We start from the raw sequence: 24,495 nt of genomic DNA, 5'->3' as shown, positions 1-24,495 counted from the left end.
TACCGGTCGGTAGTTCTGGATCGTGTCGCTCACGCGCGCGCGATAAGAGGTATGTAGAGCGTGCCTCATGCCAGTGTAGGGATCTCCACAGGGGTACCTGTTACGGCGTGTCACGTGGTCAACAGTTGCGCCGGAGGTAGCTGACAGTGTTCGCTAGCCCGAGTAACGGACTCTGGCGGCAGTCTTAGGGCTGTCGCTCTTGCGTAGTTGGAGGAGTGAAAACCGTGGTCGCCGCGGAAGACGCCGGCAAGATCGGCGTCGCCGAGAAGCTCGGGATCGAATCGGGCATGGTCGTCCAGGAACTCGGCTGGGACGAGGACGTCGACGACGCCTTGCGTGCCGCAGTCGAGGAGCGGATCGGGGGAGATCTCCTCGACGAGGAGGCCGACGAGACCGTGAGCGTCGTGCTGCTCTGGTGGCGGGAGGACGACGGCGACCTGGTTGACGCCCTTCTCGAGGCCACCGGCGTGCTCGCCGAGGACGGCGTGATCTGGGTTCTCACCCCGAAGACCGGCCGCCCCGGCCACGTGGAGCCGAGCGACGTCGCCGAAGCGGTCCCCACCGCTGGCCTGTCCCAGACCTCCAACATCAGCGTCGCCGACGACTGGGCGGGCATCCGCCTGGTGTGGCCGAAGTCGGCCAAGGCCAAGCGCTGACCCTCATCGGGCTGACATAGGGTTGAACCACGGGCGCCTCGCGCGCTCGTGGTCCTTTGTCGCACCGGAGGGGTTTGGTTCATGGCGGTCGAGGTCGGTTCGGAGGCCCCGGACTTCACGCTCAACGACTACAACAAGCAGCCTGTGACGTTGTCATCGTTCCGCAGCGAGAAGAACGTGCTCCTGGTCTTCTACCCGTTCGCGTTCAGCGGCACCTGCCACGGTGAGCTCTGCCAGCTGCGCGACGAGCTGGCGACCTACGAGGACGAGAACGTCCAGGTGCTGGGCGTGTCCGTGGACTCCCCGTTCGCGCTGAAGGCGTGGGCGAACCAGGAGGGCTACCAGTTCCCGCTGCTGTCGGACTTCTGGCCGCACGGGGCCGTCGCGCAGTCCTACGGCGTCTTCAACGAGACCGCGGGCATGGCGCTGCGGGGCACGTTCCTGATCGACACCGCCGGCGTCGTCCGCTTCGCCGAGGTGAACGCGCCGGGTGAGGCCCGCGATCAGGACGCCTGGAAGAAGGCCGTAGCCTCCCTCAGGGCATGATGTAGCTGTACCCCAGCGCTTCGCGGCGCCGGGCCGGGGCGTGTAGCTCAGCGGAAGAGCACTCGGTTTACACCCGAGCGGTCGCAGGTTCGATCCCTGTCGCGCCCACCGCAGTCACCTCTTTCAGGTGGAATCCCGTAACGCCGGAACGATCTCGGTCGAAGCAGCAAGGGCGTAGATCCCCGCTGCGGCGCAGGAGGTCGCCCGGTGCACGAGAGACCTGAACCACCTTCCAAGACCACCAACACCGTCGAGGGCGACGCGGGGACGGTCTTCCAGCTGGGCAGCAGCCACGGCAACATCGGCGTCTTCCGCGGCAACAACTTCATGTTCAACCTCGGGCCGCGGTGGGCTGTCGTGATCATCGTCTGTCTTCTCGCGGTGGCGGCCGCCGTCGCCGTGGTGCTCGTCCGCAGCTCACCTTCCAAGCCGTCCGAGCCGCTGGCTGTCGCTGTGAAGACCCTCACGGACGGTTGCCGGTTCGCCTGGGTGGCTCCGAAGTCGCCGGCGGAGCTCAAGGCGGTGTCCGATCCGTCGATCCGGGCCGACCAGTGGGCCACGTGGGAGCACAGCAGGGACGGCGCGCAGGCGAGCGAGGCGTCGTTCACCGTCACCGCGCAGGGGCACGAGTCGACCAGCAACGTCGTGATCACCGGTATGCGGGTCAAGGTGCTGGAAAGGAAGCCGCCGCTGAAGGGAACGATTCTCAGCACTCAGTGCGGGGAGCCGGTGAACGCGCACTACATGGACGTGGACCTGGACCGGGAGCAGCCGGTCAGCTTCCCGGACGACCTGGATCCGGAGGCCGCGGCCTCCCTGAAGGCGGAAGGGCTGAGGGTCGATCCGATCCGGTTCCCCTACAGCGTTTCCTCGACCCAGCCGGAGGTCTTCACCGTTTCCGCCCACACGTTGTCGTGCGACTGCACGTGGATGATCGAGCTCGACTGGTCGGCCGACGGGAAGAGTGGCGTGCAGACCGTTGGCGACAACGGAAAGCCGTTCCGCACGACCAGCAGGCAGAGCGGCGTCTACTGCTACATGGACGAGCCCTTCTACTGCACATGATCCCTGGAACGAATTGAGACGGTGCCGTACCTTGTTCGAGGTTCGCCATCTCCGAAGGACGACGACTACCTGTGAAGCGCAAGGGCAAGGCCGTGCAGCCCGTCCCCACCACCGTCACGCAGGAGCAGGTCAAGCTGCTCGCCCTGGTCGAACAAGGAGGCGTGCACCGCGGTGCCACGCGCTGGTACCTGGAGCACCGGCCCGCCAAGCAGTGGGACTCGGACGACCTGGAGGTCCTGCGGTTGCGGGACTGGATCACGTGGGTCAGCCCCGAGCGGGCGATGGACCACGGGATGGCGGCGCCGGTCGACATCACGGCGCAGGGACGGGCCGCGCTTCGGCACCACCTGCCGGAGTGGGTGCTCGGGCGCAAAGCCATCGCCGCCGAGCCGCCGCGGTTGCCCTCGGTCGAGACGATCAGTGCGTTGGACGCGCTCCAATAGCTTTGCCGGCACGGTAGAACGGTCTTAGTCGAATCCAAACGGAGGCGAAGACCGGCCATGTCGAACTTGTTGACCGGCGGCGATTTGCGCGCACGTGACCACCACCGGATCGAGGACGACGCACGGGACGAAGGGCCTCTGCACGCCGTGACGTTGCCCAACGGCGTCGAGATGCAGGTGGTCACGGTCGGGTTGGAGCTCACCCGCCAGCTGCTCGTCGACCAGCGGCTCTCCAAGGACAGCGCGGCTCTGCAGCGCGAGATCAAGCGGCAGCTGACGGAGCTGGGCAGCACGCAGACGGATCTCGCGGGCCTGTTCGGGCCGAGCATGCTCAACAGCGACAACCCGCAGCACGCCCGGCTCAGGGCGCTCGCGGTCAAGGCGTTCAACGGCAAGGCGGTGCAGCAGCTCGCGCCGCGCATCGAGGAGATCACCGCGGAACTCGTCGGGGGACTCGCGGAGAACGAGGAGATCGACCTCGTCGCCGAGCTGGCCGTGCCGATGCCGATGCACGTCATCGGCGAGGTTCTCGGGCTGCCGGCCGAAGATCGCGCGCACGTCCGCACGTTGATCGAGACGATGATGTCGATGGACCCCGAGGTGTCGCAGCCCGCGAGCGACGCGCTGGGCGGCTACTTCCACACGTTGCTCACGAGCAACGCCCTGGATCCCCGGTCGCTGTTCGGAGCGCTGACCACAGCCGCCGGCGATGACGGTGACCACCTGAGCCACGACGAGCTCATGGCGATGGCGTTCCTTCTCGTCGTCGCGGGGCATGAGACGACAGCGAGCCTCATCGCGAACGTCGTGCACGACGCGTTGGACAACGGCCTGTGGGAGAAAGCCGCGGCCGATTCGAACCTGGTGCCACAACTCGTCGAGGAGACGCTGCGGCACAACTCGCCGGTTCGCAGCGCCACGCACCGCATCACCACCGAGCCGGTCGAGATCGACGGCACGACGGTCCCCGAGAACACGCTGTTGCTGATCAACCTCGGCGCCGCCGGACGGTGCCCGCAGGCGCACGAGAAGGCCGACGAGTACCGGCTCGACCGCGAGACGACCGGCCACGTGACGTTCGGCCACGGCCCGCACTTCTGCCTGGGATCGGCGCTCGCCCGGCTGGAGACCGAAACCGTGCTGCGGCACCTCACGAGCCGGTTCCCGCGCACCACCTACTCGGGCGACGAGCAGCCCGCGGTGACGCACAACGACATCATGGCCAGCCTTAAATCGCTTCCGGTCGTGCTCCGGCGCTGACACGCTGGCCTGCGTGGAGATCATCCAAGGGGGACCGGAAGACGTCGACACGGCCGCGTTGATCTGGGCGCACGCGGTCGCGAAGAGGGACGGCTACGACGAGGTCCCGTCGCTCGAAGCGGCGCGCCCAGGCGTGGAGAGCGCTCTCGCGAACGAGTCCTCGTTGCTGCTGCTCGCGCACGAAGACGGTGAGGCCGTGGGTTTCATCGCCGGAGGTCCACAAGAGACGGACACCGCCTACATCAACTACGTGGGCGTGCATCCGGACGCGTGGGGCAAGGGCGTCGGCGAGGCGTTGCTGCGCGCGCTGCCCGATGCGTTGATCAAGAATGGATACGAGAAGGCCGAGCTGCTGGTCTACGTCGACAACATCCGGGGCGTGCGGCTCTATGAACGCCTCGGGTGGATCAAGGTCGGCGCCCCCGCGCCGCATCCGCGCAACGGCCGTGTGGAGCAGCGCTACTCGTTTTCGCCCGCATCGTGGGACATGGGGGCGTGAGAGCGTTCAGCGGGGGATTAGGGGATCAACCCCAATGCGTCTGACCAGGGCTATCCCCAAGTCCATTTGAGACGTAACTTTTGCCTATGTCAGTGCGCACGTTCGCCGTCGTGGTCGGTCTCGCGTTCTTGCTCGGTGGGGGTGCGATCCTGTTCGTGATGCTGGCCGTCGAGGCGCCGAGCGGGTCGCTGATCCCGTGCGGCAACAGCCTGGGTCTCGGCTTCGACGAGCCCGCGGCCTCCGCGGTCAGTCCGGCCTATGTGGACATCTGTGCCGATTTGCGGCATCGCCGGCTGCTCTGGGGGCTGCCGGTCATCGCGGTGGGCGTACTCCTGCTGATCGGCTCTTTGGTCGGTTCCCGACGGCCTACTCGCCGGTAAGGTCGCGGCATGACGTGGATGGTCTACGGCGCCAACGGCTACACCGGACGCCTCATCGCCGAGCTCGCGGTCCAGCGCGGGGAACGGCCGATCCTCGCCGGGCGCTCCCACGAGAAGGTCGAGCCGATCGCCGCCGCCCTCGGGCTCGAGCACCGGGCGTTCGACCTGAGCCAGGCGCGGGCGCATCTCGAGGACGTCGACGCCGTCGTGCACTGCGCGGGACCGTTCGCGCACACGTCCACCGCGATGGTGGACGCCTGCCTGAGGACCCGCACGCACTACCTCGACATCACGGGCGAGATCGACGTCTTCGAGTCCATCGGCGTGAGGGACATCGACGCGCGCAAGGCCGGCATCGTGCTGTTGCCCGGCGCCGGGTTCGACGTCGTTCCCACGGACTGCCTCGCCGCGATCCTGAAGAACGCCCTGCCGTCCGCGACGCACCTCGACCTCGCGTTCGTCGTCGGGGGAGGAGCGAGCGCGGGCACGACCAAGACGTCCGTCGAGGCCGCCGCCGTGGGTGGGCGGATCCGTGTGAACGGCGACCTGAAGAGCGTTCGCATCGGGCACCGGAGGCGCACCGCCTACTTCCGGTCCGGGCCGCGTGAGGTCGGCAGCATCCCGTGGGGCGACGTGAGCACCGCCTACCGCTCGACCGGCATCCCGAACATCACGACGTTCACCACCGTGCCGGGCGTGCTCGGGCAACTGCAGCAGGTGTTCGCGCCCGTGTTGCAGACACCGTTCGTGCAGAGCGTCGCGAAGACCGTCGCCGGCAAGGTGAAGGGCCCCGACGAGCGCAAGCGCGCCAACACCAGGGCCGAGGTGTTCGGCGAGGCGTGGGACGCGCAGACGAAGGTCGAATGCGCGATCACCACCCCGAACGCCTACAGCCTCACCGCGGACTCCGTGCTCCGCGCCATCGGCAAGATCAACGGCGTGGCGCCCGGCTCGCACACTCCGTCCAGCGCGTTCGGCGCCGACTTCGTGCGCGAGCTCGACGGCGTAGTCGCGGGCGAGGTCCGCTTCAGCTGAGTTAGAGCCTCTAACTGCTTCTAGAGGTGCTCGCTACTTCTTGAGGTGCTTGGCGACGCTGTCGACGACCCCGCCGACCGCGTCCTTCACCTTCTCCACGCCGTCCTTCACGGCCGCCTTCGCCTGGTCGGCGCGGCCCTCGTTCGCGAGCTGCTCGTCGCCGGTGACCTCACCCGCGGTCTCCTTGGCCTTGCCGCCGAGCTCTTCCGCCTTGTTGCCGATCTTGTCCGACAGCGACATCGCGTCCTCCTGAGCTGGTTGGTCTGACGCCTGTTCGATGCGCGTCCCCGCAGCTTCGTCACGCCACGGTCGGGTGAAAACCGGGTGAGAGCGATCACGGGTGGGAAATCAGGGAACCGCGTGACGTTCCGCGTTCGAACGTGTCCATCGGGCGACGAAGCAAATTGGGCGGGGGGTGTGCGCATGAGCGTGGCCGAAGCAGCCGCACTCGACGATGCCACGCTGGTGGCAAGGTCCCGTGACGGCGACGTGAGGGCATATGAGCAGCTCGTGCGCCGTTATCAGGGTCCGATGTACCGGCTGGCGTTGCGCATCGTGGGCAGCACCGGTGACGCCGAGGACGCGGTGCAGGACGTGTTCCTGACCGCGTGGAGGCGGCTCGGGCAGCTCAACGACGACGCGGCGTTCATCGGCTGGCTCTACCGCACCACCACCAACCAGTGCCTGAACGTGCTGCGCAAGCGCAAACCGCACGCCGACACCGAGCTCGACGAGCACGAGTCGCCGGCGCCGCGCACCCGGCCCGACCGCGCGGTGGAGGTGAGCGCGCAGCTCGACGCGCTGCAGGCCGCACTGCGCGGCCTCACCCCTGAACAGCGGGCGTGCTGGGTGCTGCGCGAGGTCCACGGCCGGTCCTACGACGAGATCGCCGAGGCGATCGGCACGACCCAGCAGTCGGTGCGCGGCAGGCTCGCGCGGGCACGGGCACAACTCGCGGAGGTGATGGCGCCGTGGCGGTGACGTCCGACTACGTCCTGCCGTGCGGGCGGGACGTAGAAGAGGTCTGGGAGGCGATCGACCTCCCTGACGAACACACGCGCGAACACACGCGCTCGTGTCCGCACTGCGGTGCGGTGCGGGAGAGTCTGCTGGTTCTGCGCGAGGCGACCGCGGAGATGGTCAACGAAGAGGTCGAGCCGCCGTTCGACCTGGTCAGCCGCGTGATGTCCGCGGTGCGCGCCGACGTGCGGCGGTCCGACGTCGTGCCGTTGCCCGGCGACGGACTGGCTCGGATCAGCACACGCGCGGTCGCGGCGGTTCTGCGTTACGCGGCGGACGGCGTGCCCGGCGTGCGGGCACGGGGGTGCCGTGTCGTCGAAGCACCGGAGTCGACCGGCGCGGATCCGGTGATCGAGGTCGAACTGAGCATCGCGATCACCGCCGGCCAGGTCACGCACCAGGCGTACGACGAGGTGCGGCGCAGGGTGCTGGCCGCGGCCTCCGCACGGATCGGTGTGCGGCTCGCCTGCCTGGACCTCGTCGTGTCCGACGTTCTCGAAGGATGAGCGAGTGATCGAAACAGTCGTGTCCGCTCCGGCGGTGGCGGCGGTCGCGGTGCACGCGGCCGAGCGGGTCGCCGGCGTGCGCGTGCAGCCGGGTGTGGCCGGCCTGGTGAGTTCGGTGGTGCGCGCGGCGAGGCAGCAGATCAAGGGACTGCAGCCCGCGCCGGTGGAAGGCGTGCGGGTGCGCTGGTCGGGAACGGCCGCGGTGCTGGAGGTGGACGTGGTGATCTCGGGTCAGGACCAGGCCGCCGCCGTGGCCCGTGCCGTGCAACGGTCGGTGCGCGCGCTCGTGCCGGAACTGACCGGCGTCGAAGTGGAGTCCGTTCTCGTGACGATCGTGGACGTCGCGTGGTGATCGTGACGGAGTTGTTGAAGGCACTGGAGAAAGTCGACGGGCTTCGGCCGTCGGTGCCCGAGCCCGCGCGCTCGTGGATCTCCTGGGACGTCGACGCACTGGCCGTCGACGTCGAGGACGAACTGGTGTGCGTCCGCGTCGTCGCCACCCGGCTGCCGCTGGCGCTCACCGAGGCCGGCATGGCGATGAAGTCCGTTCTCCTTGGCACGCAATGGGAAAAGGCCGTCGTGCGAATCGTGGTGACCGATGTGGACAAACGTGCCCTCGATCACCTGAACGGGTCGTGACGAATCGGTCGCAGGCGGTGTCTCTCTGATGTGAACGCTTCGAAGGAAGGGATTGCGATGAGCACGCAGACTGTGGAGAAGAACGGTGTCGTGGCCGGGAAACTGGTGACCGACAAGGGATCCACCACCATCGCGGACGTCGTCGTGCAGAAGGTCGCCGGCCTCGCGGCGCGGGAGATCCGGGGCGTGCACGCGCTGGGCGGCGGCGCGACGAGGGCGCTCAGCGCGTTGCGCGACCGCATCCCCGGCGCCACCGCGAGCGCGGGCCAGGGCGTGTCGGTCGAGGTCGGCGAGAAGCAGGCCGCGGTCGACCTGGAGCTCGTGGTCGAGTACGGCGTGCCGATCGCGGATCTCGCGAAGTCGGTGCGCACCAACGTGATCACGGCGATCGAGCAGATCACCGGCCTCGAGGTCGTCGAGGTCAACATCAACGTCAACGACGTGCACATCCCGAGCGACACCGAGGGCGAAGAGCCCGAAACCGCTCGCGTGCAGTGAAAGGAACCGCGATGAGCACCACCGCATTGGGCCTGCTGACCGGGCTCGCGCTCGGCCTGGCCGCCGCGTTCGGGGGCTTCAGCGCGTTCCTGCTCGTGCTCGTCTTCGGCGCGCTCGGCCTGGTCGCGGGCCGGGTCGCCGAGGGCAAGCTCGACCTCGCGCAGTTGCTGGGCAGGGATCGGGACTGACGATGACGACACCGCTCGCCGCCGCCCCGCCTGGTGCGGCCCAGCTTGGTAGGGCCCAGCCTGATAGGGCACAGCCGGGGTTGACCACCGTCGCGGACCGCGCGGTGGGCCGCATCGCCGGGCGTGCCGCCATGGAGGTCCCGGACGTGCTCGACTGCGCGGTCACCGCACGGGTGACCGGGGGAGTGGCCACGCTCGACGCGCGCCTCGACCTGCGTTACCCGGCACCGGTCGCGTCGACCGCGGCTCGGGTGCGCGCCCACCTGGTCCACCGGGTGGCAGAGCTCACCGGCCTGCGTGTGTCCGTTGTGGACGTTTCGGTCGGCGTGCTGCGCGCGGACACGGCTCCGGTGAGGAGGGTCCAGTGACCCGCCGTTCCCGCCGGGCCCTGCCCGCCACGCTCACGGCGCTCGTCCTGCTGGCCGCGTCGGTCGTGGTGGCGGTGTGCGCGATCCAACTGGCCGTGGGCGAGACGCCCCTGCTGCCGTACGACTCCCTGGCCGGACTGCTGCACGACACGACGTGGTCGGCTCAGGGGGTGGTCGTGGCGGGCGGGGTCGTCGCGGCCATCGGACTGGTGCTGCTCCTCGTCGCGGTCGTGCCCGGCAGGGCCAGGACGGCGGCCCTGGACCAGCACACCGCGGTGTCGGTGCGCGGTCTGCGCAACGCCCTGCGGTCCGCCGCCGTCGTCGACGGCGTCGAATCCGCCGCCGTGAAGGTGCGCCGCCGCCGGGTTCGCGCGGTCGTGCGCACCCGGCGCGCCGTGGTCGACGGCCTGGATGACGCCGTCCGCGCGGCCGTCGAACACCGCGTCGGCGAGTTCGCCCTCGCCCGGCCGCCGCAGGTCGTGGTGCGGGTCAAGGCACTCAGGAGCACACCGTGAACCGATTCCTCCTCGGCCTGCTGGGCCTGGTGCTGGCACTGGCCGGCGCCTCCGCGCTCGCCGTCCACTACGGCTTCGTGCCGCAGGTGGACCGCTTCGCCGCACTGATACCGGGCACAGCGCTGCCGCCGACGTGGGTGCTGTGGGTGATCGCGGCCGCGGCGGTGGTCGTCGCACTGCTGTGCCTGCGCTGGCTCACCGCCCAGATCCCGCGCCGCAAGGTCGCGTCCTGGCGCTGGGCCGACGAGGCAGGCGCCACCCGCATCACCACGGCCACGGCCACCGCGCCGTTCGCCGAAGAGATCACCGCCTACCCCGGTGTGCGCAAGGTCGAGGCCGCGCTGACCGGTCCGCACACCGCCCCACGCCTGGCCCTCGTCGTCCGCGCCCACGGCGACGCAGATCTGCGGGGGATCCGCCGCCGCATCGACGACGAGGGCCTGCCACGCCTCCGGGAAGCGCTCGCCACACCCGACCTCCACGCCACAGTGGAGTTCCGGATGTCGCCCACGAAGGTCGACGCCCGCGTGCACTGATATATCGGTTATGCAAAAGACGTTTGCGGACGTCCGCAAACGTCTTTTGCATCCGGATGCAAACAGCTGGTCACCCTGGGTGGGTGACCAGCTGGTATATCGGTTGGTTCGCCGTTCACTCCGCTCAGCGCGGGGCGAGCAGGCTCGTGATCTCCTGGGACGCGGACACCGTCAGCAGGTGCTGGAGGTTCTCCGGGAGGTCCTCGCCGCGCTTCTGCTTCGCCTGCGCGTAGAGGCGGCCGGCGCGGTAGGAGGAGCGGACGAGCGGGCCCGCCATCACGCCGAGGAAGCCGATCTCCTCGGCCGTCTCCTTGTGCTGGACGAACTCCTCGGGCTTCACCCAGCGCTCGACCGGGTGGTGCCGCGGCGACGGGCGCAGGTACTGGGTGATGGTGATGATGTCGCAGCCCGCGTCGTAGAGGTCGGAGAGCGCCTCCGTGACCTCTTCGGGGGTCTCGCCCATGCCGAGGATCAGGTTCGACTTGGTGACCAGGCCGAACTCGCGGGCCTTGGTGATCACCTCGAGGGAACGCTCGTAGGTGAACGCCGGGCGGATGCGCTTGAAGATCCGCGGGACGGTCTCCAGGTTGTGCGCGAGCACCTCGGGACGGGACTCGAAGACCTCGGCCAGCTGCTCCGGGACCGCGTTGAAGTCCGGGATCAGCAGCTCGACGCCCGTGCCCGGGTTCATCTCGTGGATCTGGCGGACGGTCTCCGCGTACAGCCACGCACCGCCGTCCTCCAGGTCGTCACGGGCGACGCCGGTGACGGTGGAGTAGCGCAGGCCCATCGCCTGGACGGACTCGGCGACCCGGCGCGGTTCGTCGCGGTCGAGGTCGGCGGGCTTGCCCGTGTCGATCTGGCAGAAGTCGCAGCGCCTGGTGCACTGCTCGCCGCCGATCAGGAACGTTGCCTCGCGGTCTTCCCAGCACTCGTAGATGTTGGGACAGCCGGCCTCTTCGCAGACCGTGTGCAGGCCTTCGCGTTTGACCAGACTCTTGAGCTCCCGGTATTCGGGGCCCATCTTCGCCCTGGTCTTGATCCACGAGGGCTTTTTCTCGATCGGCGTCTGGCTGTTGCGGACCTCGAGCCGCAGCAGCTTCCGACCCTCAGGTACCACAGTCACGTCCTCACCCTACGCTGCGCGCTCAAGTGTCCGGGGTCACGCACTCCCAGGTCAGGCTAAGCGCCAGAACCGGGCTCCCGGTGGAGCGCTCGTTGTTCACGATCTGTTGTTCACGCAGGTCGCGTCGAACATGAACAACACTTCCTGACCGAAGATGTTCCCGGCCCGGAGGTGACGACCGGGCCTCGTCGGCGCCTTCCCCACTCCCCCCAGGCGAGGGCGCCGACACCCCTACGGAAGATCTGGAGCGATTCCGGTCAGCTTGATCGTGAGTTCCCAGAGGCGGTTCGCGGCGAGATCGTCACGGGCGGCGGCGGTCATTCCCGCGACGGACGGGTGGCCGCGCAGGCCGTTGAAGCCGCCGGGGCCGTAGTACGCACCGCCGTGTGCCTCGGGTGAGGTCGCCGCGTAGAGCTGGGGCAACGCGCCCATCTCGACGGACTGCGAGAACAGGCCGAACAGCTTGCCGCCGGCCCGCATGACGACGGACCTGTGCGCGTCGGCCATGTTGTTGGCCAGGTCGGTGGCCGTCATGCCGGGGTGCGCCGCGATGGACGTCACGTCCGGCGAACGGCGTTCCAGCTCGCGTGCGAACAGCAGGTTCGCCAGTTTCGACTGGCAGTAGGCGCTGCGGGCGCTGTACGAGCGGCGTTCCCAGTTCGGGTCGTCGAAGTTCATGCGGCCGTACTGGTGCATCAGCGACGACACGGTGACGACGCGCGCGCCTGGGCTTCGGCGCAGCGTCGGGAGCAGCAGGAACGTCAGTGCGGCGTGGCCCAGGTGGTTGGTGCCGAACTGGCGCTCGAAGCCGTCGGCGGTCCGGCCGTTCGGGACGGCCATGATTCCCGCGTTGTTGATGAGGACGTCGAGCTTCTCGACCTTCTCCGCGGTCGTCTCTGCGGCTGTGCGCACGGAGGCCAGGTCGGCGAGGTCGAGCTCGAGGACCTCGGCAGACCCCTTGACGGTGCGGCGCGCGGTCTCCCCGCGCTGGACCGAGCGACAGCCCATGATCACGTGGGCGCCCCTGGCCGCGAGCACCTGGGCGGTGCGCAGGCCGAGACCGGAGTTCGCGCCGGTCACCAGGACTGTGCGGCCGGTCTGGTCGGGGATGTCGGCTTCGGTCCAACGACTCATGGAGTCATTCCTACCGTCCGGTAGCTGCCGAGCGACAGATGTGTGTCGAGCACCGCGCGCAACACCGGTTCGTCGGCGGCGAGCTCGGCCGTGACACGGCCCTCGTCAACGTGGCCGTTCAATCCGGCGTTCTCCATGCGGGCGGTCAGCTTGTTCTGCCAGCGGTGGTCGAGTGCCAGCAGCAGTTCGTGCAGTGAGCCGAAGACGTCCGGATCCACGATCAGCGGCGCGGACGGGTCGCGGCGGGCGTCGCGCAGGACGGCGTCGAGCGCGTCGCGGCGACGGTAGTGGTCTGCCCAGCCCATGTCTCGTACCCCCGGTCTCTCGCATACCCTCGGTATGACACGAACATACCACCGGTACGTACCGTCGGTATGTGAGATACGTTTCGGTCGTGCGAACTCGACGCTCCGAGTACTCGGAGTCGACCAGGCAGGCGTTGGTGGACAGCGCCGTCGACCTCTTCACCAAACGCGGCTACGCCGGCACCTCGCTCGACGAGGTCGTCAAACGCGCCCGCGTGACGAAAGGTGCGCTCTACCACCACTTCAGCGGCAAGCAGGCGTTGTTCGAGGCGGCCTTCACCCAGGTCGAGACCCGCTCGATCGCCTCGCTGACCGCGGTGATCACGGCGGACGGCGACGCCTGGGAGACCGCGGTCGCCGGTCTGCGCGCGTACGTCCGCAAGTGCCTGGAACCGGAGTACCAGCGGATCATCGTCCACGAGGCGCCAGTGGTGATGGGCTGGGAACGCTGGCGTGAGGCGGAGGAGCAGTTCAGCTTCGGTCTGCTTCGCACGGCCGTGCAGCTGCTCGTGGACGCCGGTGAGATCGAGGAGGCGCCGGTGGAGATCATGGCCCGGCTGCTGTTCGGCGCGCTGTCCGCGTGCGCGAGCACCATCGCGAGCTCGTCCGATCCGAAGCGCACCGGGCGTGAGGTCGAACGCGCGATCCTGCGTGTTTTGGAAGGTCTGCGCAAGAAGTAGTCGAGTTCGGCCCTAGTGGCCGGGCGGAGCGTCGATCACCACGCGGACAACAGAGGTGGTCGGCATCATGATCGAACCTGTCAACACGCGCCTGGGACTCGACGGCAAGATCGCAGTTGTCACGTCGGGAACGCACGGGCTCGGCCTCGCCATCGCGAGCAAGCTCTGCGACAACGGCGCCCATGTCATCCTGACGACATCCGACGAGGACAACGTCGACCTGGAGCGCGCGAAGACCGTGCTCGCGGGCAAGCCCGGCTCGGTGACGGTCACCAAGCTGAACATCCACGACGAGCACTCGGTCCGCTCCCTGCTCGACCAGGTCAAGCAGGACCGCGGACAGCTCGACGTGTTCGTGCACCACGCCGTGTCGCCGGACCTCACGCCGTTGCTGAACATCGTGGAGCCGCTCGCCAAGGCTCTCGTCGACGGCGGCCGCGTGGTGATCGCCGGCTACACGGTGACACCGGTGCACGGTGTGATTCGGACGCTCGCGCTGGAAATGGCTTGGTACAAGGTCGCGGTCAACGCCGTTGTCACCACCGTTGTGGACAACGGCCCCATGAACATCGATCCGGACCTGGTGGACCGGCTCGCGATCAAGAGCCCGTCCGGTCGCGTCACCCTGCCGCAGGACATCGCGAACGCCGTTTCGTTGCTCTGCACCGACGAGGCCGCGTGGATTCAGGGTCAGGTGATCACCGTCGACGGCGGCCTGGAACTGCTGGAGCGATGGGGCGAGACGCGCTGAGTCATCTCCGTGATGATCACTTCAGAGCCTGCTTCAGGGGCCGAATCGCTTGTACCGCTTTGTGCTCGGGCAGTGCTCGAGTCGTCCCGGTACTCGATTCGGTCCCTGAGCTATCTGTGAGCGACTGGTGACCCCTGGTCATCCGCCGATTAACCTCATTAATTGCTCCTAGCGCATTTGGAGTAACGCTCGGCGCACCCGGACTCAATGCTTGTCCTGCATGGTCACCGAGTGTAAGACTCGAAATGGTGACCTGGGGGCAAGCAAGGGGGTCGGATGATCAGAGTGCTACTAGCCGAGGACGTGCAAATGGTCCGCGGTGCTTTGGTCGCCTTGTTGAATCTTGAACCGGATATTGAGGTCGTCGCCTCTGTCGCAACCGGTGACGAAATCATCGCGGCGGTCGAGAAGAACAAACCGGACGTAGCGGTGCTCGACATCGACCTGCCGGGTATGGACGGCCTTTCCGCCGCCACCGTGATCCACGACACCGCACCGGAGACGCGCACACTCATTCTCACCAGCCTGGGCCGGCCGGGCACTCTGCGCCGAGCACTCAACGCACGAGTGAATGGCTTCATCCTCAAGGATGCTCCAGTCGGAGAACTCGCTGACGCCATTCGCGGTGTCTCAATTGGTCGGCGCGTGATCGACTCGCAGCTCGCTCTTTCCGCGTGGGACACCGATGAGTGCCCTCTGACGCCACGCGAACTGGAAGTGCTGCGACTCGCCTCCGACGGCGCGGACGCCATGGAAATCGCCACGACGCTGTTCCTGTCGGTCGGCACGGTCCGCAACTACCTGACGGCGGCGACGGCCAAGCTCGACGCCCGCAACCGGGTCGACGCCGTCCGCATCGCCCGCAAGTCCGGCTGGTTCTGAGCCGGGCCCTGGGTCGGCTCAGGGCGGGCTGCTCCGGATCTTCGCCGAGCCTTCGCCGGGACCATTGCAACGAGTCTTTTGCGGACGAAGTCCAAAGACTCGTTGCTAAGGGCCAGGTCAGGGGTGTGCGGGAAGATCGTCTTTGGGGCGAACGGTGGCCGGGCGCGCCAATATATTGGTTTGCCCGGCGACTGCGGGCCTGAGGGTCAGGGCTCCGGGGTCGCCGGGATGGTGGCGTGGACGTGGAACGAGCCGTCGCCGATGTGGCGGGCGCTGAACGTGCCGCCGACGGCCTTGATGCGTTCGGCCTGGTTGCGGACGCCGTTGCAGTCGGCGGAGACCGGGCGGTCGGCGGCGCCGTTGTTGATGACGTCGAGCAGGATCGTGGTGCCGCGCTGGTGCACGCCGATGGTGCAGGTGCTGGCGTCGCTGTGGCGCAGGACGTTCGTGACGGCCTCGCACAGGACGGCGGCCAGGACGGTCTCCACCGGCTCCGGGAGCGGGTCGTGGGACAGTTCGACGCTCACGTCGATGTTCGACGCCGCCAGCATCGCCTTGGCCGAGTCGGACGTGTCCGCCAGGGACAGCGGGCGGTAGGCGCGGGCCAGTGAGCGCACGTCGGCCAGGGCGTGGTGGGTGATGTCCAATATGTCGGTGATGTGCTCCTGCATGAACTCCCAGCCGTGGTCCGGGCGGTCCGCGACGATCCGGTGGGCCAGTTCGCTCTTCAGCTTGATCGCGCTGAGGCTGTAGCCGAGCAGGTCGTGCAGGTCGCGGGCGACGCGGACGCGCTCGGCGGTGACCGCCGCGGTGGTGGTGACGACGGGGTCTACGACCAGGGCGGGAGTCGGCTCGGGCTCGGGAGGGGCCGGCCAGTCGCGGTGGGTCGCGAAGCCCGTGGCCAGGCCCGCCAGCAGCAGTGCGGTAGCGGTGGTGGCCATCATCGCCTCGCCGTGGGCGGCCTGGGCGAGGCCGGTCGCGACCACTGTCGCCACGAAGATGGACCAGCCCAGCGCGGGGCGCAGGACGAGGAGGGCGTTGCCGGCGACCAGGCCCGCGACGCCAGTCCAGGAATAGCCGAAGAGGACGTACGGCAGGACCAGCAGTACGGCCTGGGCTGTCAGTGCGAGGTGTCGCTGGAGTGCGCTCAGACGCCGGAAATACGACACTTGCAGTAGGACAAGTACCGCTAAATCAATGACCGACACCGCCAATTCGGTGACTTCGCCGGTGAGAAGTAGCGCGCGCGTCAGGTCGGTCAGGCACACCGCGGCGAACACCGCGACGATGATCGCGCGGTATCTCGGTATCGCAGGCGAAGCATTCACGTGCCCCCCAAGAGCAAACCGCTCCAGAGCAAAGTCTGAGTGTCAACGCCGGTCAAACACCTCGCACGGCGCGCGCCCAGGCCGAATACTAGACATGCGAGAGCAGTTCGGGACGGCAACTGAATCGGTTCAGAATGCGAAGTCGCATTGACTCGCGACTCAATGTCACGCCAATGGACGAGTATTTTTCGCAACTGTCACCGCTCGTGGTCGGTCGATTACGAGGCGGGACGGTTTGGGTTCGTTTGAGTATATGAATATCTCACGCCGGGCGCAGTAGTTCGCCATCCGAGAGTCATGGCCGGATACGTGGCGTCCGATAGCCCGCCTCAGGTGAACTTGATGGCACGACCAAGTCGTCCGCCGCTGAGCAGGGGAGGCTCCAATGGAGATCAAGGTTCTTGGACCGCTGGAGGCACGGGAGAACGGCGTCTCGATCGCGCCGAGCGCGGTGAAGCCCAGGCAGGTGCTCTCGCTGCTCGGACTGCAGGCTGGACACGTCGTCACGGTTCCGACGTTGATCGAAGAGCTTTGGGGAATGACACCGCCACGCAGCGCACTCACCACTTTGCAGACCTACGTGCTGCAGGTGCGCCGGCGCATCGAGGCGGCCATGCCGGGGGAGGGTCCCGGTGTCGCGAAGAACGTCCTGGTGACCCGCTACGGCGGCTACATGCTGGACGTTCCGCCGGAGAGCGTCGACGTCCGCAGCTACGAGCGGCTCGCGAGCGCGGGTCAGCGGGCGTTCGAGATCGGCGACCTGGAATCCGCGAGCAGGCTGCTGCGCAGTGCCGCCGAGGTGTGGCGCGGACCGGTGCTCGTGGACGTGCAGATCGGCGTCCGGCTCGGCATGGAGGTCACCCGTTTGCAGGAAAGCCGCCTCGGCGTGCTGGAGACCCGCATCGAGGCCGACCTGCAGCTGGGCAAGCACCAGTCGCTGCTGTCCGAACTGTCGGTGCTCACCGCGCAGCACCCGATGCACGAGAACCTGTGCGCGCAGTACATGCTCGCGCTCTACCGGGCCGGACGGCAGTGGAAGTCGCTGGAGGCCTACCAGTCGCTGCGCGACACGCTGATCGAAGAGCTGGGGCTTGAGCCGTCCGAAAGGCTGCGTCAGTTGCAGCGGGCGATCCTGAGCTCCGAGCCGTCGCTCGACAAGCCGTTGTCGCCGCGCCAGCTGGAGCGCCAGCTCGCGGGCTGAAAGTTCGGGGAGCAACCGTGGATACCACCGGTGCAGGTGCGTTGATCAAGGCGCTCGAGGACGTCGGCTGCGAGGTGATCTTCGGGATGCCCGGCGGGGCGATCCTGCCCGCCTACGACCCGCTGTTCGACTCGAAGATCCGGCACGTGCTGGTGCGCCACGAACAAGGTGCCGGCCACGCCGCCCAGGGGTACGCGCAGTCGACCGGACGAGTGGGCGTCTGCATGGCGACATCAGGGCCGGGAGCGACGAACCTGGTGACGCCTCTCGCGGACGCCTACATGGACTCGGTGCCGATCGTGGCGATCACCGGCCAGGTGGCGAGGTCGGTGATCGGGACGGATGCCTTCCAGGAGGCGGACATCCGCAGCATCACGCTGCCGATCACCAAGCACAGCTTCCAGGTGCACGACCCGGCCGACATTCCGCGGGTGATCGCCGAGGCGTTCAGGCTCGCGTCATCGGGGCGGCCGGGCCCGGTGCTGGTGGACCTGCCCAAGGACGTGCTGGCCACCGCCACGACCTACACACCACCGAAGCTCGTCACGCCGTCGCGCCCGGTGCTCTCGCCGGTGCAGATCCGCAACGCCGCCCAGCTGATCGGTTCGTCGAAGCGGCCGGTGTTCTACATCGGCGGCGGCGTGATCCGCAGCGGCGCGGCGGGAGAGCTCCACAAGCTCGCGGAGAAGACCGGGATCCCGGTCGTCACCACGCTCATGGCCCGCGGCGCGTTCCCCGACTCGCACCCGCTGCACCTGGGGATGCCGGGCATGCACGGCACGGTGCCCGCCGTCGCCGCGCTGCAACGGGCCGACCTGCTGATCGCGCTCGGGACCCGGTTCGACGACAGGGTCACCGGACTGCTGCCGGAGTTCGCCCCGCACGCCGCGGTGATCCACGCCGACATCGACCCCGCCGAGATCTCCAAGAACCGCAAGGCGGACGTCGGCATCGTCGGCGACTGCCGCGACGTCATGGCAGCGCTCTCAGCGGTGATCACCCGCAAGACCGATCTCACGGACTGGTGGAACTACCTCGGCGGACTGCGCACCACCTACCCGCTGGGCTACGACTGGCCCGCCGACGGCATGCTCGCGCCGCAGTACGTGATCGAACGGCTCAGCAAGCTCGCCGGCCCGGAGAGCATCTACGTCTCGGGCGTCGGCCAGCACCAGATGTGGGCGGCGCAGTACGTGAAGTACGAACGTCCCGGCTCGTTCATCAACTCCGGCGGCGCGGGCACGATGGGCTTCGCGGTGCCGGCGGCGATGGGCGCGCAGACCGGCGCACCGGAGCGCACGGTGTGGGCCATCGACGGCGACGGCTGCTTCCAGATGACCAACCAGGAACTCGCGACCTGTGCCGCCGAAGGCATCCCGATCAAGGTCGCGATCATCAACAACGGCAACCTCGGCATGGTCCGCCAGTGGCAGACCCTGTTCTACGAGGGCCGCTACTCCAACACCAGGCTCGGCACGCACCAGCGCCACCCCGACTTCGTGAAGCTGGCCGACGCGCTCGGCTGCGTCGGCCTGCGGTGCGACAGCCAGTCCGAAGTGGACGGAACCATCCTGGAGGCGATGGCGGTCCACGACCGGCCCGTCGTCGTCGACTTCGTGGTGGGACAGGACGCCCAGGTCTGGCCGATGGTCGCCGCGGGCACCGGCAACGACGAGGTCATGGCCGCGCGGGGCATCCGGCCCCTGTTCGACGAGGAAGAGTGATGACCAGACATTCGCTTTCCCTGTTGCTGCGCAACGAGCCCGGCGCGCTGGCTCGGATCGTGGTGCTGTTCTCCAGCCGTGGCGTCGACGTCGAGTCGCTGAGCCTCGCGCCGGCCGAGCGGGGCGATCTGTCCCGCCTCGACGTCGTCGTCGAGCTGCAGCCGGGGCGCACGATCGTCCAGCTGATCAAGCAGCTCGGCCGGGTCGTCGACGTCAAGAGCGTCGTCGACCGCACGCACGACGAAGCGATCGAGCTCGGCGCCTAGACACAGCACGAAGAAACGGCCGCCCCGGAGGCTTGGGGCGGCCGTTTCTTTATTTCACCTGAGGGATTCCGGGCCCTCAGGCAGCCTTCGGGACGTGCTTCTCGATCACGCGGGCGTACGTCTCCAGCGTCTCGCCCGGCGACGGGCCGTCGAGCGCCTTGTGGATGCCCTCGGCGATCTCACCGTGGCGGTGCAGGTCAGCGTGGGTCAGCGTGACCTTCGTCGTCGTCGGGCCGACGACCTCGAAGTCGACCTTGATGAACGAGGCCTTCTCGTCGTCGAAGATCGGCTGCCAGTAGGGGCCGACGCGCCACGTCATCACGAGACGCTTCGGCGGGTCCCACTCGGTGATGGTGCCCCAGGCGATCTCCTCGCCGTCCGCGCCGCGCTCGAAGTAGCGCCCGCCGACGAACGGTTCGATCGTGATGGCCTGCCGGTCCTTGACGAACACGTGCGACTCCGGCCACCACTCGATCGGCTTCGACGCGAAGATCGCGAACGCCTGCTCGATCGTCGCCTCGACCGTCACCGACTTGGCGACATCGGGAGTTGAGGCCATGTGGCCCTCCTCGCGAGTTCTAGTAAGGGAGATGTCGCCTTCGACCCTGCCCGGTTTGTCTCAACCCCACCTGGAACCGGGGTCGAACCAGGACGGCTCGACCGGATGTCCAGCGGCCGCACCCATATTCGCGGTAGCGAAACCGGCAGACCGAGGAGTTGTCGTGTCCCCACTCAATGTTGCGGTCCACATCGAGGTCCAGACGTTCTACGCCCAGCAGATGCGGCTGCTCGACGCGCTGGACGTGGAGGCCTACGCCCAGACGTTCACCGAGGACGGGGTCACCGACCACGCCCACCGGGGCGAGAAGATCGAGGGCCGGGCGGCTCTGATCGCCGGCTCCAGCGCGGCGCTGCCCCGCTACAAGGGCGTCGCCGTGCGGCACTGGAACGACCACTACCTGATCGAAGAGGTCGACGAGAACACGCTGAACGTCAGCTACGCGTCGCTCGTCACCCGCACGACCGCCGAGGGCGTGGTCAGCTTCGAGCCGACCTTCTCCATCGAGGACGTGCTCGTGCGCATCGACGGTCAGCTCTACACCAAGTCCCGCACCATTCACCGCGACCTGCCCGTTCAGGCTGCGTGAAGTTTCCCAGGAGGTGACGAGGTGACTGCTCAGAACACCGGGCTCGTCGCGCTCGCGGAAAAGGCCAAGCTGATCGCCGCGGAGCACGCGGCCGACGCCGACGCCACCCGCAAGCTGGCTCCCGAGGTCGTGGAGGCACTGCGCGAGGCCGGGTTCGCGCGGCACTTCGTCGCAGCCGAACGCGGTGGCTCGCAAGGCACTTTCGCAGAACTGACCCAGGCCGTGCTCACCGTCGGACAGGGCTGCTCGGCCGCGGCGTGGTGCGCGTCGCTGTCCGCGTACTCGTCCCGGTTCGCGGGATTGCTGCCCGAACAGGGTCACGACGAGATCTGGGCGTCCGGTCCGGACACGTTCATCGTGACCGGCCAGCCGCCCATGGGCAAGGGCACCGTCGTCGACGGCGGCCACCGGCTCAGCGGCCGGTGGACCTACGTCAGCGGCGTGGACTTCGCCGACTGGGCGTTGCTGTGCGGCATGGTCGGCGAGGAAGGCCGGTTCTTCGCACTGCCGCGCAAGGACTTCACCATTCTCGAGACGTGGGACAGCGTCGGCATGAAGGCCACCAGCAGCCATTCGGTCGTGGTGGACGACGTGTTCGTGCCCGCCCACCTGTCGCTCAACCGGGCGGATCTCCTCACCGGCACCAGCTGGTCGCCGGTGCCGAGCCACAACGTCCCGTTCCAGGCGGTCGGCGGCCTCACGTTCGCCGCTCCGGCCGTCGGTGCGGCGATGGGAGCGCTCGACGCGTGCGTTTCGGTGCTGTCGGGGAAGAAGCAGGCCGTGACGTCCGCGGTCGACCTGGTCCGCGCGTCGGGTCAGGTCGAGTCGGCGAGGCTGCTCGTGGAGCAGAACGCCAGGGTGCTCGACGACCGCGAGTTCACCCCGGCCGCGATGGCGCGCAACGAGCGCAACGTCGCCTACGCGGCCGAGGTCCTGGTCGACGCGGTCGGTGGCCTGGTGCGGGCCGCCGGCACCAGCGGACTCGCGGAAGGCGGTGCGCTGCAACGGTTCTGGCGTGACGTGGTGAGCAGTTCCAGCCACGTCGCCCTGCGGTACGAGACCGCGTCCGTGCGCACCTATCCGGCGTCGCTTTACGGCTGACCCCGGACTCGACAGGCCCTGGTGCCCACCTCCCCGGCACCAGGGCCTTCGGCGTGCGCGCGAAACGCTCCGCCGCGACCTGACCGGGACTCAAGCGGAGGGGATCACCCTGAAGGTCATCGACCGGCAGTCGTTTTTCAGGCAGGGGGTGGGACCTCGTTCAACTCGACCGGCTTTCACCGACGAGTAGTCCTGACCCATCGCCTGTCGTGCGCAGCGAAAATAAGTCACTTGAGGAGAAATCGTGACCTCCACCAATACCAATCCCGACCTGGAGTCGCCACCGGCGACTGCCGCTGCGCAGGCGGCTGAGGTCGTTGACGCGCCTTCGGCGGCTGACCCGCGCCGCTGGATCGCGTTCATCATCATGACCGTGGCGACGTTCATGGACATGCTGGACGGCAGCATCGTCAACGTCGCGCTTCCCGCGATCCAGCACGGCATGGGCGCGAGCTTCGTGCAGCTGCAGTGGATCACCGCCGGTTACGTGTTCGCGTTCGCGCTCACACTGATCACCGGTGGGCGTCTCGGCGACATCTACGGCCGTCGCCGCATGTTCCAGCTCGGCGTGCTCGGCTTCGTGCTCACGTCGTTCCTGTGCGGCATCGCGGTCAACCCCGAGATGCTCGTGATCTCCCGTCTGGCCCAGGGTCTCGCGGCCGGCCTGATGGTCCCGCAGGTCATGTCGATCATCCACGTCACCTTCCCCGACAAGGAGAAGGGCGCGGTCTTCGCCATCCAGGGCACCATCGGTGGCCTCGCCGCCACGATCGCGCCGCTCGTCGGTGGCGTGCTCGTCGCCGCGAACGTCTTCGACTGGGGATGGCGGACGATCTTCCTGGTCAACGTCCCGATCGGTCTGATCGGCTACGCGCTGGGCTGGAAGTACATCAACGAGTCGAAGGCGCCGAGCCGGATCAGGCTCGACCTGATCGGTGTCGTCATCGCGACCGTCAGCCTCACCGCTCTGCTGTTCCCGCTCACCTTCGGCCGCGAGCTGCACTGGCCGGCGTGGGGCTTCGTGCTGATGGCCGCGTCCGTCGTGGGCTTCATCGGCTTCGTCGCCTACGAGCGTGCCAAGCAGCGCAAGGACGGCATGCCACTGGTCCCGCTGAGCCTGTTCAAGTCCCGCAGCTTCTCCGCGGCCCTCGCGCTGATGCTGGGCATGTTCTCGTTCACCGGCATGTTCATGCTGGCCCTCTACCTGTTCCTGCAGGAGGGTCTGGGCTTCTCGCCGCTGCGGACCGGTGTCACGCTGCTGGCGTTCTGCATCGGTGCCTTCATCACCGCGTCGGCCTCGGTCATCGCGCTGGTGCCGAAGTTCGGCCGCGCCGTCCTGCAGGTCGGTGCCGTCGTGATCGCCGTCGGTGTCGCGGTGCTGCTGTTCTCGGTCAGCCCCGACATCACCAGCTGGGGCCTCGTGCCCGGACTGCTGCTGATCGGTCTCGGCTTCGGCATGACGGCCACCCCGATCGCGCTGTTCGCCCTCCAGGAGGTGCCGCACGAGGACGCGGGTGCGGCATCCGGCCTGATCAACACCAAGCAGCAGCTCGGTTTCGCGGTCGGCATCTCGGTCGTGACGCTGGCGTTCTTCGCGCCGCTGGCCTCCCACGGTGCTGCCAACGCGGAGTCGCTGGCCCCGCAGGTGCGCCAGGAGCTCGTGACCGCCGGTGTCGCCGACGCCAAGGCCACCGAACTCGCGGGTGCCTTCCAGACCTGTGCCGCCACCACGTTCTCCGGTACGCCGGATGCTTCGGCGTGTGCCGCGGTCCAGGCCGACCCGCAGGCCAAGGCGATCGCCGACAAGTACTCGCACCAGGCCGCGGGCCAGTCCTTCACGGACGCGTTCCGCACCACCCTGTACGTGGGCTTCGGCTTCGCCGCACTGGCGCTGCTGCTGGCCTCCTTCCTGCCTCGCTGGCTGAAGCAGGAGGAGTGGGGCGCGCCGGCCGAGGAAGGCGCCGAAGAGGGCTCTGAGGAGACCGCCAAGGCGTAGTTCTCTCCCGCTGGAATCCTGAGGCCCCAGGCGATCCGCCTGGGGCCTCCGGCCGTTTCAGGGCTTGGACACGGCAAAGGCCCCTCGCCGACGGTGAGGGGCCTTTGCCGTGGGAACTTCAGATGCGCTTGGCGTCACCCTCGACGTCGACCGGACCCTGCCACGGGGTGCCGTCGTTGAGGTTGATGTAGGTGTGCGCCTTGGTGGTGAACTTCTTCTTGTTCGCGCTGATCTTGCCCAGGTGGCTCGCGTTGATCGAGCCGACCGGGTTGCCGTTCTCGTCGCGGTGGGCGTGGTGCGTGATCCAGAAGCTGAACTGGCCGTCCTTCTGCGCGGTCCAGACTCCCCGGCCCTCGAGCTGGTCCGGGTAGCCGGGCTTGGTCTCGCAGTGCAGCTGGTAGTCGGCGGTGAAGTCGCAGAACAGCGGCGTGAGCAGCGGCGGTTCCTCGATGTGGATGGTCACGGTGAGGTCCCAGCGGCCGACGAGAGCGTTCTCGTAGCTGGGCTTCGCGTTGGCACCAGCGGCGGCGACGACGGGGACTGCCAGCACACAGGCGGCCACGGCGGCCAGAGCCTTCTTGCGGACGTTCATGGGGGATGCGCCTCCGGTGAGGTGGGGCAGCGGACGCGCTGAGTGTTGTTCGGGCAGCTCAAACACCCCTGTAGCGCCAGTTGTGACCCGAGGGGACTTCGAGCCCG

The 24,495-nt window shown here is 68.1% G+C and carries 32 protein-coding genes, 1 tRNA gene and 1 pseudogene; 27 read left to right on the top strand and 7 right to left on the bottom strand.

What is annotated here, in order from left to right:
• Window positions 1–224 precede the first annotated feature (224 nt).
• From ACH413_RS29725 to ACH413_RS29685, 9 genes are all read left to right on the top strand, one after another.
• On the top strand, window positions 225–656 hold the full coding sequence (locus ACH413_RS29725) for a DUF3052 domain-containing protein (protein WP_191305365.1): 432 nt from the start codon (window positions 225–227) through the stop codon (window positions 654–656).
• An 81-nt stretch (window positions 657–737) separates the two neighbouring features.
• Complete coding sequence (locus ACH413_RS29720; RefSeq protein ID WP_360042220.1) at window positions 738–1,202, top strand: peroxiredoxin; 465 nt, start codon at window positions 738–740, stop codon at window positions 1,200–1,202.
• A gap of 36 nt (window positions 1,203–1,238) precedes the next feature.
• Window positions 1,239–1,310: transfer RNA gene (locus ACH413_RS29715), tRNA-Val, on the top strand.
• Window positions 1,311–1,409: 99 nt separating this feature from the next.
• A complete protein-coding gene (locus ACH413_RS29710) occupies window positions 1,410–2,267 on the top strand; it encodes a hypothetical protein (protein ID WP_360042223.1) in 858 nt (285 codons plus the stop codon).
• 71 nt (window positions 2,268–2,338) lie between these two features.
• A complete protein-coding gene (locus ACH413_RS29705) occupies window positions 2,339–2,710 on the top strand; it encodes a hypothetical protein (protein WP_360042226.1) in 372 nt (123 codons plus the stop codon).
• 57 nt (window positions 2,711–2,767) lie between these two features.
• A complete protein-coding gene (locus ACH413_RS29700; protein ID WP_360042229.1) occupies window positions 2,768–3,970 on the top strand; it encodes a cytochrome P450 in 1,203 nt (400 codons plus the stop codon).
• A gap of 13 nt (window positions 3,971–3,983) precedes the next feature.
• Window positions 3,984–4,469, top strand: coding sequence for a GNAT family N-acetyltransferase (locus ACH413_RS29695; protein ID WP_360042232.1), 486 nt, complete (start codon window positions 3,984–3,986; stop codon window positions 4,467–4,469).
• Between the two features lie 86 nt (window positions 4,470–4,555).
• Complete coding sequence (locus tag ACH413_RS29690; RefSeq protein WP_093600715.1) at window positions 4,556–4,849, top strand: hypothetical protein; 294 nt, start codon at window positions 4,556–4,558, stop codon at window positions 4,847–4,849.
• Between the two features lie 9 nt (window positions 4,850–4,858).
• Complete coding sequence (locus ACH413_RS29685) at window positions 4,859–5,884, top strand: saccharopine dehydrogenase NADP-binding domain-containing protein (RefSeq protein ID WP_360042236.1); 1,026 nt, start codon at window positions 4,859–4,861, stop codon at window positions 5,882–5,884.
• A 33-nt stretch (window positions 5,885–5,917) separates the two neighbouring features.
• On the opposite strand, the gene ACH413_RS29680 is transcribed toward ACH413_RS29685, so the two are convergent.
• The gene (locus ACH413_RS29680; protein WP_266043508.1) at window positions 5,918–6,124 is read right to left on the bottom strand and encodes a CsbD family protein; all 207 of its coding nucleotides are present in this window, start codon (window positions 6,122–6,124) and stop codon (window positions 5,918–5,920) included.
• Window positions 6,125–6,307: 183 nt separating this feature from the next.
• Here ACH413_RS29680 and ACH413_RS29675 point away from each other — a divergent pair, with 183 nt between their 5' ends.
• The 9 genes from ACH413_RS29675 to ACH413_RS29635 are packed head-to-tail and all read left to right on the top strand — an operon-like array spanning window position 6,308 to window position 10,154.
• Window positions 6,308–6,865, top strand: a complete 558-nt coding sequence (locus ACH413_RS29675) for a sigma-70 family RNA polymerase sigma factor (protein WP_319978477.1) — start codon at window positions 6,308–6,310, stop codon at window positions 6,863–6,865.
• Window positions 6,856–7,410, top strand: coding sequence for an Asp23/Gls24 family envelope stress response protein (locus tag ACH413_RS29670; protein WP_360042240.1), 555 nt, complete (start codon window positions 6,856–6,858; stop codon window positions 7,408–7,410). Before ACH413_RS29675 ends, ACH413_RS29670 begins: the two co-directional genes overlap by 10 nt.
• 4 nt (window positions 7,411–7,414) lie before the next feature.
• Complete coding sequence (locus ACH413_RS29665; RefSeq protein WP_360042242.1) at window positions 7,415–7,762, top strand: Asp23/Gls24 family envelope stress response protein; 348 nt, start codon at window positions 7,415–7,417, stop codon at window positions 7,760–7,762.
• Window positions 7,763–7,764: 2 nt separating this feature from the next.
• Window positions 7,765–8,049, top strand: coding sequence for a hypothetical protein (locus tag ACH413_RS29660; RefSeq protein ID WP_360042245.1), 285 nt, complete (start codon window positions 7,765–7,767; stop codon window positions 8,047–8,049).
• A 57-nt stretch (window positions 8,050–8,106) separates the two neighbouring features.
• On the top strand, window positions 8,107–8,547 hold the full coding sequence (locus tag ACH413_RS29655) for an Asp23/Gls24 family envelope stress response protein (protein WP_360042248.1): 441 nt from the start codon (window positions 8,107–8,109) through the stop codon (window positions 8,545–8,547).
• 11 nt (window positions 8,548–8,558) lie between these two features.
• Window positions 8,559–8,735, top strand: coding sequence for a hypothetical protein (locus ACH413_RS29650; RefSeq protein ID WP_093600157.1), 177 nt, complete (start codon window positions 8,559–8,561; stop codon window positions 8,733–8,735).
• 2 nt (window positions 8,736–8,737) lie between these two features.
• Window positions 8,738–9,103 carry an Asp23/Gls24 family envelope stress response protein gene (locus ACH413_RS29645; RefSeq protein WP_360042251.1) on the top strand — a complete coding sequence of 122 codons (366 nt, stop codon included), beginning with the start codon at window positions 8,738–8,740 and terminating at the stop codon, window positions 9,101–9,103.
• Window positions 9,100–9,618 (top strand): DUF6286 domain-containing protein, encoded by a 519-nt coding sequence (locus ACH413_RS29640; protein WP_360042253.1) that lies wholly within the window; start codon window positions 9,100–9,102, stop codon window positions 9,616–9,618. Before ACH413_RS29645 ends, ACH413_RS29640 begins: the two co-directional genes overlap by 4 nt.
• Complete coding sequence (locus ACH413_RS29635; protein WP_360042256.1) at window positions 9,615–10,154, top strand: alkaline shock response membrane anchor protein AmaP; 540 nt, start codon at window positions 9,615–9,617, stop codon at window positions 10,152–10,154. Before ACH413_RS29640 ends, ACH413_RS29635 begins: the two co-directional genes overlap by 4 nt.
• 124 nt (window positions 10,155–10,278) lie before the next feature.
• Here ACH413_RS29635 and lipA read toward each other — a convergent pair whose 3' ends face one another.
• The 3 genes from lipA to ACH413_RS29620 form a co-directional block, all read right to left on the bottom strand.
• On the bottom strand, window positions 10,279–11,280 hold the full coding sequence (lipA, locus tag ACH413_RS29630; protein WP_319978467.1) for a lipoyl synthase: 1,002 nt from the start codon (window positions 11,278–11,280) through the stop codon (window positions 10,279–10,281).
• A gap of 231 nt (window positions 11,281–11,511) precedes the next feature.
• Window positions 11,512–12,414: an oxidoreductase gene (locus tag ACH413_RS29625; protein WP_360042259.1), complete on the bottom strand. Its 903-nt coding sequence runs from the start codon at window positions 12,412–12,414 to the stop codon at window positions 11,512–11,514.
• Window positions 12,411–12,719: a hypothetical protein gene (locus tag ACH413_RS29620; RefSeq protein ID WP_360042262.1), complete on the bottom strand. Its 309-nt coding sequence runs from the start codon at window positions 12,717–12,719 to the stop codon at window positions 12,411–12,413. Before ACH413_RS29620 ends, ACH413_RS29625 begins: the two co-directional genes overlap by 4 nt.
• An 89-nt stretch (window positions 12,720–12,808) precedes the next feature.
• On the opposite strand from ACH413_RS29620, the gene ACH413_RS29615 reads away from it, so the two are divergent.
• From ACH413_RS29615 to ACH413_RS29605, 3 genes are all read left to right on the top strand, one after another.
• Window positions 12,809–13,399, top strand: coding sequence for a TetR/AcrR family transcriptional regulator (locus ACH413_RS29615; protein WP_360042265.1), 591 nt, complete (start codon window positions 12,809–12,811; stop codon window positions 13,397–13,399).
• 67 nt (window positions 13,400–13,466) lie between these two features.
• Complete coding sequence (locus ACH413_RS29610; RefSeq protein ID WP_360042268.1) at window positions 13,467–14,150, top strand: SDR family oxidoreductase; 684 nt, start codon at window positions 13,467–13,469, stop codon at window positions 14,148–14,150.
• Window positions 14,151–14,426: 276 nt separating this feature from the next.
• Window positions 14,427–15,032 (top strand): DNA-binding response regulator, encoded by a 606-nt coding sequence (locus tag ACH413_RS29605; RefSeq protein WP_093600134.1) that lies wholly within the window; start codon window positions 14,427–14,429, stop codon window positions 15,030–15,032.
• A 206-nt stretch (window positions 15,033–15,238) separates the two neighbouring features.
• On the opposite strand, the gene ACH413_RS29600 is transcribed toward ACH413_RS29605, so the two are convergent.
• A complete protein-coding gene (locus ACH413_RS29600; protein ID WP_360042272.1) occupies window positions 15,239–16,201 on the bottom strand; it encodes a histidine kinase in 963 nt (320 codons plus the stop codon).
• Window positions 16,202–16,745: 544 nt separating this feature from the next.
• Here ACH413_RS29600 and ACH413_RS29595 point away from each other — a divergent pair.
• From ACH413_RS29595 to ilvN, 3 genes and pseudogenes are all read left to right on the top strand, one after another.
• Window positions 16,746–17,561, top strand: coding sequence for an AfsR/SARP family transcriptional regulator (locus ACH413_RS29595; RefSeq protein ID WP_030474542.1), 816 nt, complete (start codon window positions 16,746–16,748; stop codon window positions 17,559–17,561).
• A 5-nt stretch (window positions 17,562–17,566) separates the two neighbouring features.
• Window positions 17,567–19,285, top strand: a pseudogene (locus tag ACH413_RS29590) (acetolactate synthase large subunit); the annotation flags it as partial.
• The gene (gene ilvN / locus ACH413_RS29585) at window positions 19,285–19,551 is read left to right on the top strand and encodes an acetolactate synthase small subunit (protein ID WP_093600125.1); all 267 of its coding nucleotides are present in this window, start codon (window positions 19,285–19,287) and stop codon (window positions 19,549–19,551) included. The pseudogene ACH413_RS29590 and the gene ilvN, both read left to right, overlap by 1 nt.
• 76 nt (window positions 19,552–19,627) lie before the next feature.
• Here the strand turns inward: ilvN and ACH413_RS29580 are convergent, their stop codons facing one another.
• Window positions 19,628–20,110 carry an SRPBCC domain-containing protein gene (locus ACH413_RS29580; protein WP_093600122.1) on the bottom strand — a complete coding sequence of 161 codons (483 nt, stop codon included), beginning with the start codon at window positions 20,108–20,110 and terminating at the stop codon, window positions 19,628–19,630.
• A gap of 163 nt (window positions 20,111–20,273) precedes the next feature.
• Here ACH413_RS29580 and ACH413_RS29575 point away from each other — a divergent pair, with 163 nt between their 5' ends.
• The 3 genes from ACH413_RS29575 to ACH413_RS29565 all read left to right on the top strand — a co-directional run bounded on the left by ACH413_RS29575 (window position 20,274) and on the right by ACH413_RS29565 (window position 23,796).
• Window positions 20,274–20,699: a nuclear transport factor 2 family protein gene (locus ACH413_RS29575; RefSeq protein ID WP_360042277.1), complete on the top strand. Its 426-nt coding sequence runs from the start codon at window positions 20,274–20,276 to the stop codon at window positions 20,697–20,699.
• Window positions 20,700–20,720: 21 nt separating this feature from the next.
• A complete protein-coding gene (locus ACH413_RS29570; RefSeq protein ID WP_360042280.1) occupies window positions 20,721–21,800 on the top strand; it encodes an acyl-CoA dehydrogenase family protein in 1,080 nt (359 codons plus the stop codon).
• Between the two features lie 244 nt (window positions 21,801–22,044).
• The gene (locus ACH413_RS29565) at window positions 22,045–23,796 is read left to right on the top strand and encodes a DHA2 family efflux MFS transporter permease subunit (protein WP_360042282.1); all 1,752 of its coding nucleotides are present in this window, start codon (window positions 22,045–22,047) and stop codon (window positions 23,794–23,796) included.
• Between the two features lie 118 nt (window positions 23,797–23,914).
• Here the strand turns inward: ACH413_RS29565 and ACH413_RS29560 are convergent, their stop codons facing one another.
• Window positions 23,915–24,388 (bottom strand): hypothetical protein, encoded by a 474-nt coding sequence (locus tag ACH413_RS29560; RefSeq protein WP_319978457.1) that lies wholly within the window; start codon window positions 24,386–24,388, stop codon window positions 23,915–23,917.
• Between the last annotated feature and the right edge of the window lie 107 nt (window positions 24,389–24,495).

This window comes from Lentzea sp. NPDC020367 (assembly GCF_044387305.1).
Taxonomy (GTDB): domain Bacteria; phylum Actinomycetota; class Actinomycetes; order Mycobacteriales; family Pseudonocardiaceae; genus Lentzea.
This window is presented reverse-complemented; position numbering and strand designations above follow the sequence as displayed.

What these genes read in the sequence shown, in the direction of transcription:
- ACH413_RS29650 (WP_093600157.1), top strand. Translation starts at nt 8,559, where the DNA reads ATGAGCACCACCGCATTGGGCCTGCTGACCGGGCTCGCGCTCGGCCTG.
- ACH413_RS29690 (WP_093600715.1), top strand. Translation starts at nt 4,556, where the DNA reads ATGTCAGTGCGCACGTTCGCCGTCGTGGTCGGTCTCGCGTTCTTGCTC.
- ACH413_RS29675 (WP_319978477.1), top strand. Translation starts at nt 6,308, where the DNA reads ATGAGCGTGGCCGAAGCAGCCGCACTCGACGATGCCACGCTGGTGGCA.
- ACH413_RS29580 (WP_093600122.1), bottom strand. Translation starts at nt 20,110, where the DNA reads ATGGCCTCAACTCCCGATGTCGCCAAGTCGGTGACGGTCGAGGCGACG.
- ACH413_RS29620 (WP_360042262.1), bottom strand. Translation starts at nt 12,719, where the DNA reads ATGGGCTGGGCAGACCACTACCGTCGCCGCGACGCGCTCGACGCCGTC.
- ACH413_RS29595 (WP_030474542.1), top strand. Translation starts at nt 16,746, where the DNA reads ATGGAGATCAAGGTTCTTGGACCGCTGGAGGCACGGGAGAACGGCGTC.
- ACH413_RS29680 (WP_266043508.1), bottom strand. Translation starts at nt 6,124, where the DNA reads ATGTCGCTGTCGGACAAGATCGGCAACAAGGCGGAAGAGCTCGGCGGC.
- ACH413_RS29610 (WP_360042268.1), top strand. Translation starts at nt 13,467, where the DNA reads ATGATCGAACCTGTCAACACGCGCCTGGGACTCGACGGCAAGATCGCA.
- ACH413_RS29685 (WP_360042236.1), top strand. Translation starts at nt 4,859, where the DNA reads ATGACGTGGATGGTCTACGGCGCCAACGGCTACACCGGACGCCTCATC.
- ACH413_RS29700 (WP_360042229.1), top strand. Translation starts at nt 2,768, where the DNA reads ATGTCGAACTTGTTGACCGGCGGCGATTTGCGCGCACGTGACCACCAC.
- ACH413_RS29625 (WP_360042259.1), bottom strand. Translation starts at nt 12,414, where the DNA reads ATGAGTCGTTGGACCGAAGCCGACATCCCCGACCAGACCGGCCGCACA.
- ACH413_RS29655 (WP_360042248.1), top strand. Translation starts at nt 8,107, where the DNA reads ATGAGCACGCAGACTGTGGAGAAGAACGGTGTCGTGGCCGGGAAACTG.
- ACH413_RS29560 (WP_319978457.1), bottom strand. Translation starts at nt 24,388, where the DNA reads ATGAACGTCCGCAAGAAGGCTCTGGCCGCCGTGGCCGCCTGTGTGCTG.
- ilvN (WP_093600125.1), top strand. Translation starts at nt 19,285, where the DNA reads ATGACCAGACATTCGCTTTCCCTGTTGCTGCGCAACGAGCCCGGCGCG.
- ACH413_RS29720 (WP_360042220.1), top strand. Translation starts at nt 738, where the DNA reads ATGGCGGTCGAGGTCGGTTCGGAGGCCCCGGACTTCACGCTCAACGAC.
- ACH413_RS29605 (WP_093600134.1), top strand. Translation starts at nt 14,427, where the DNA reads ATGATCAGAGTGCTACTAGCCGAGGACGTGCAAATGGTCCGCGGTGCT.
- ACH413_RS29645 (WP_360042251.1), top strand. Translation starts at nt 8,738, where the DNA reads ATGACGACACCGCTCGCCGCCGCCCCGCCTGGTGCGGCCCAGCTTGGT.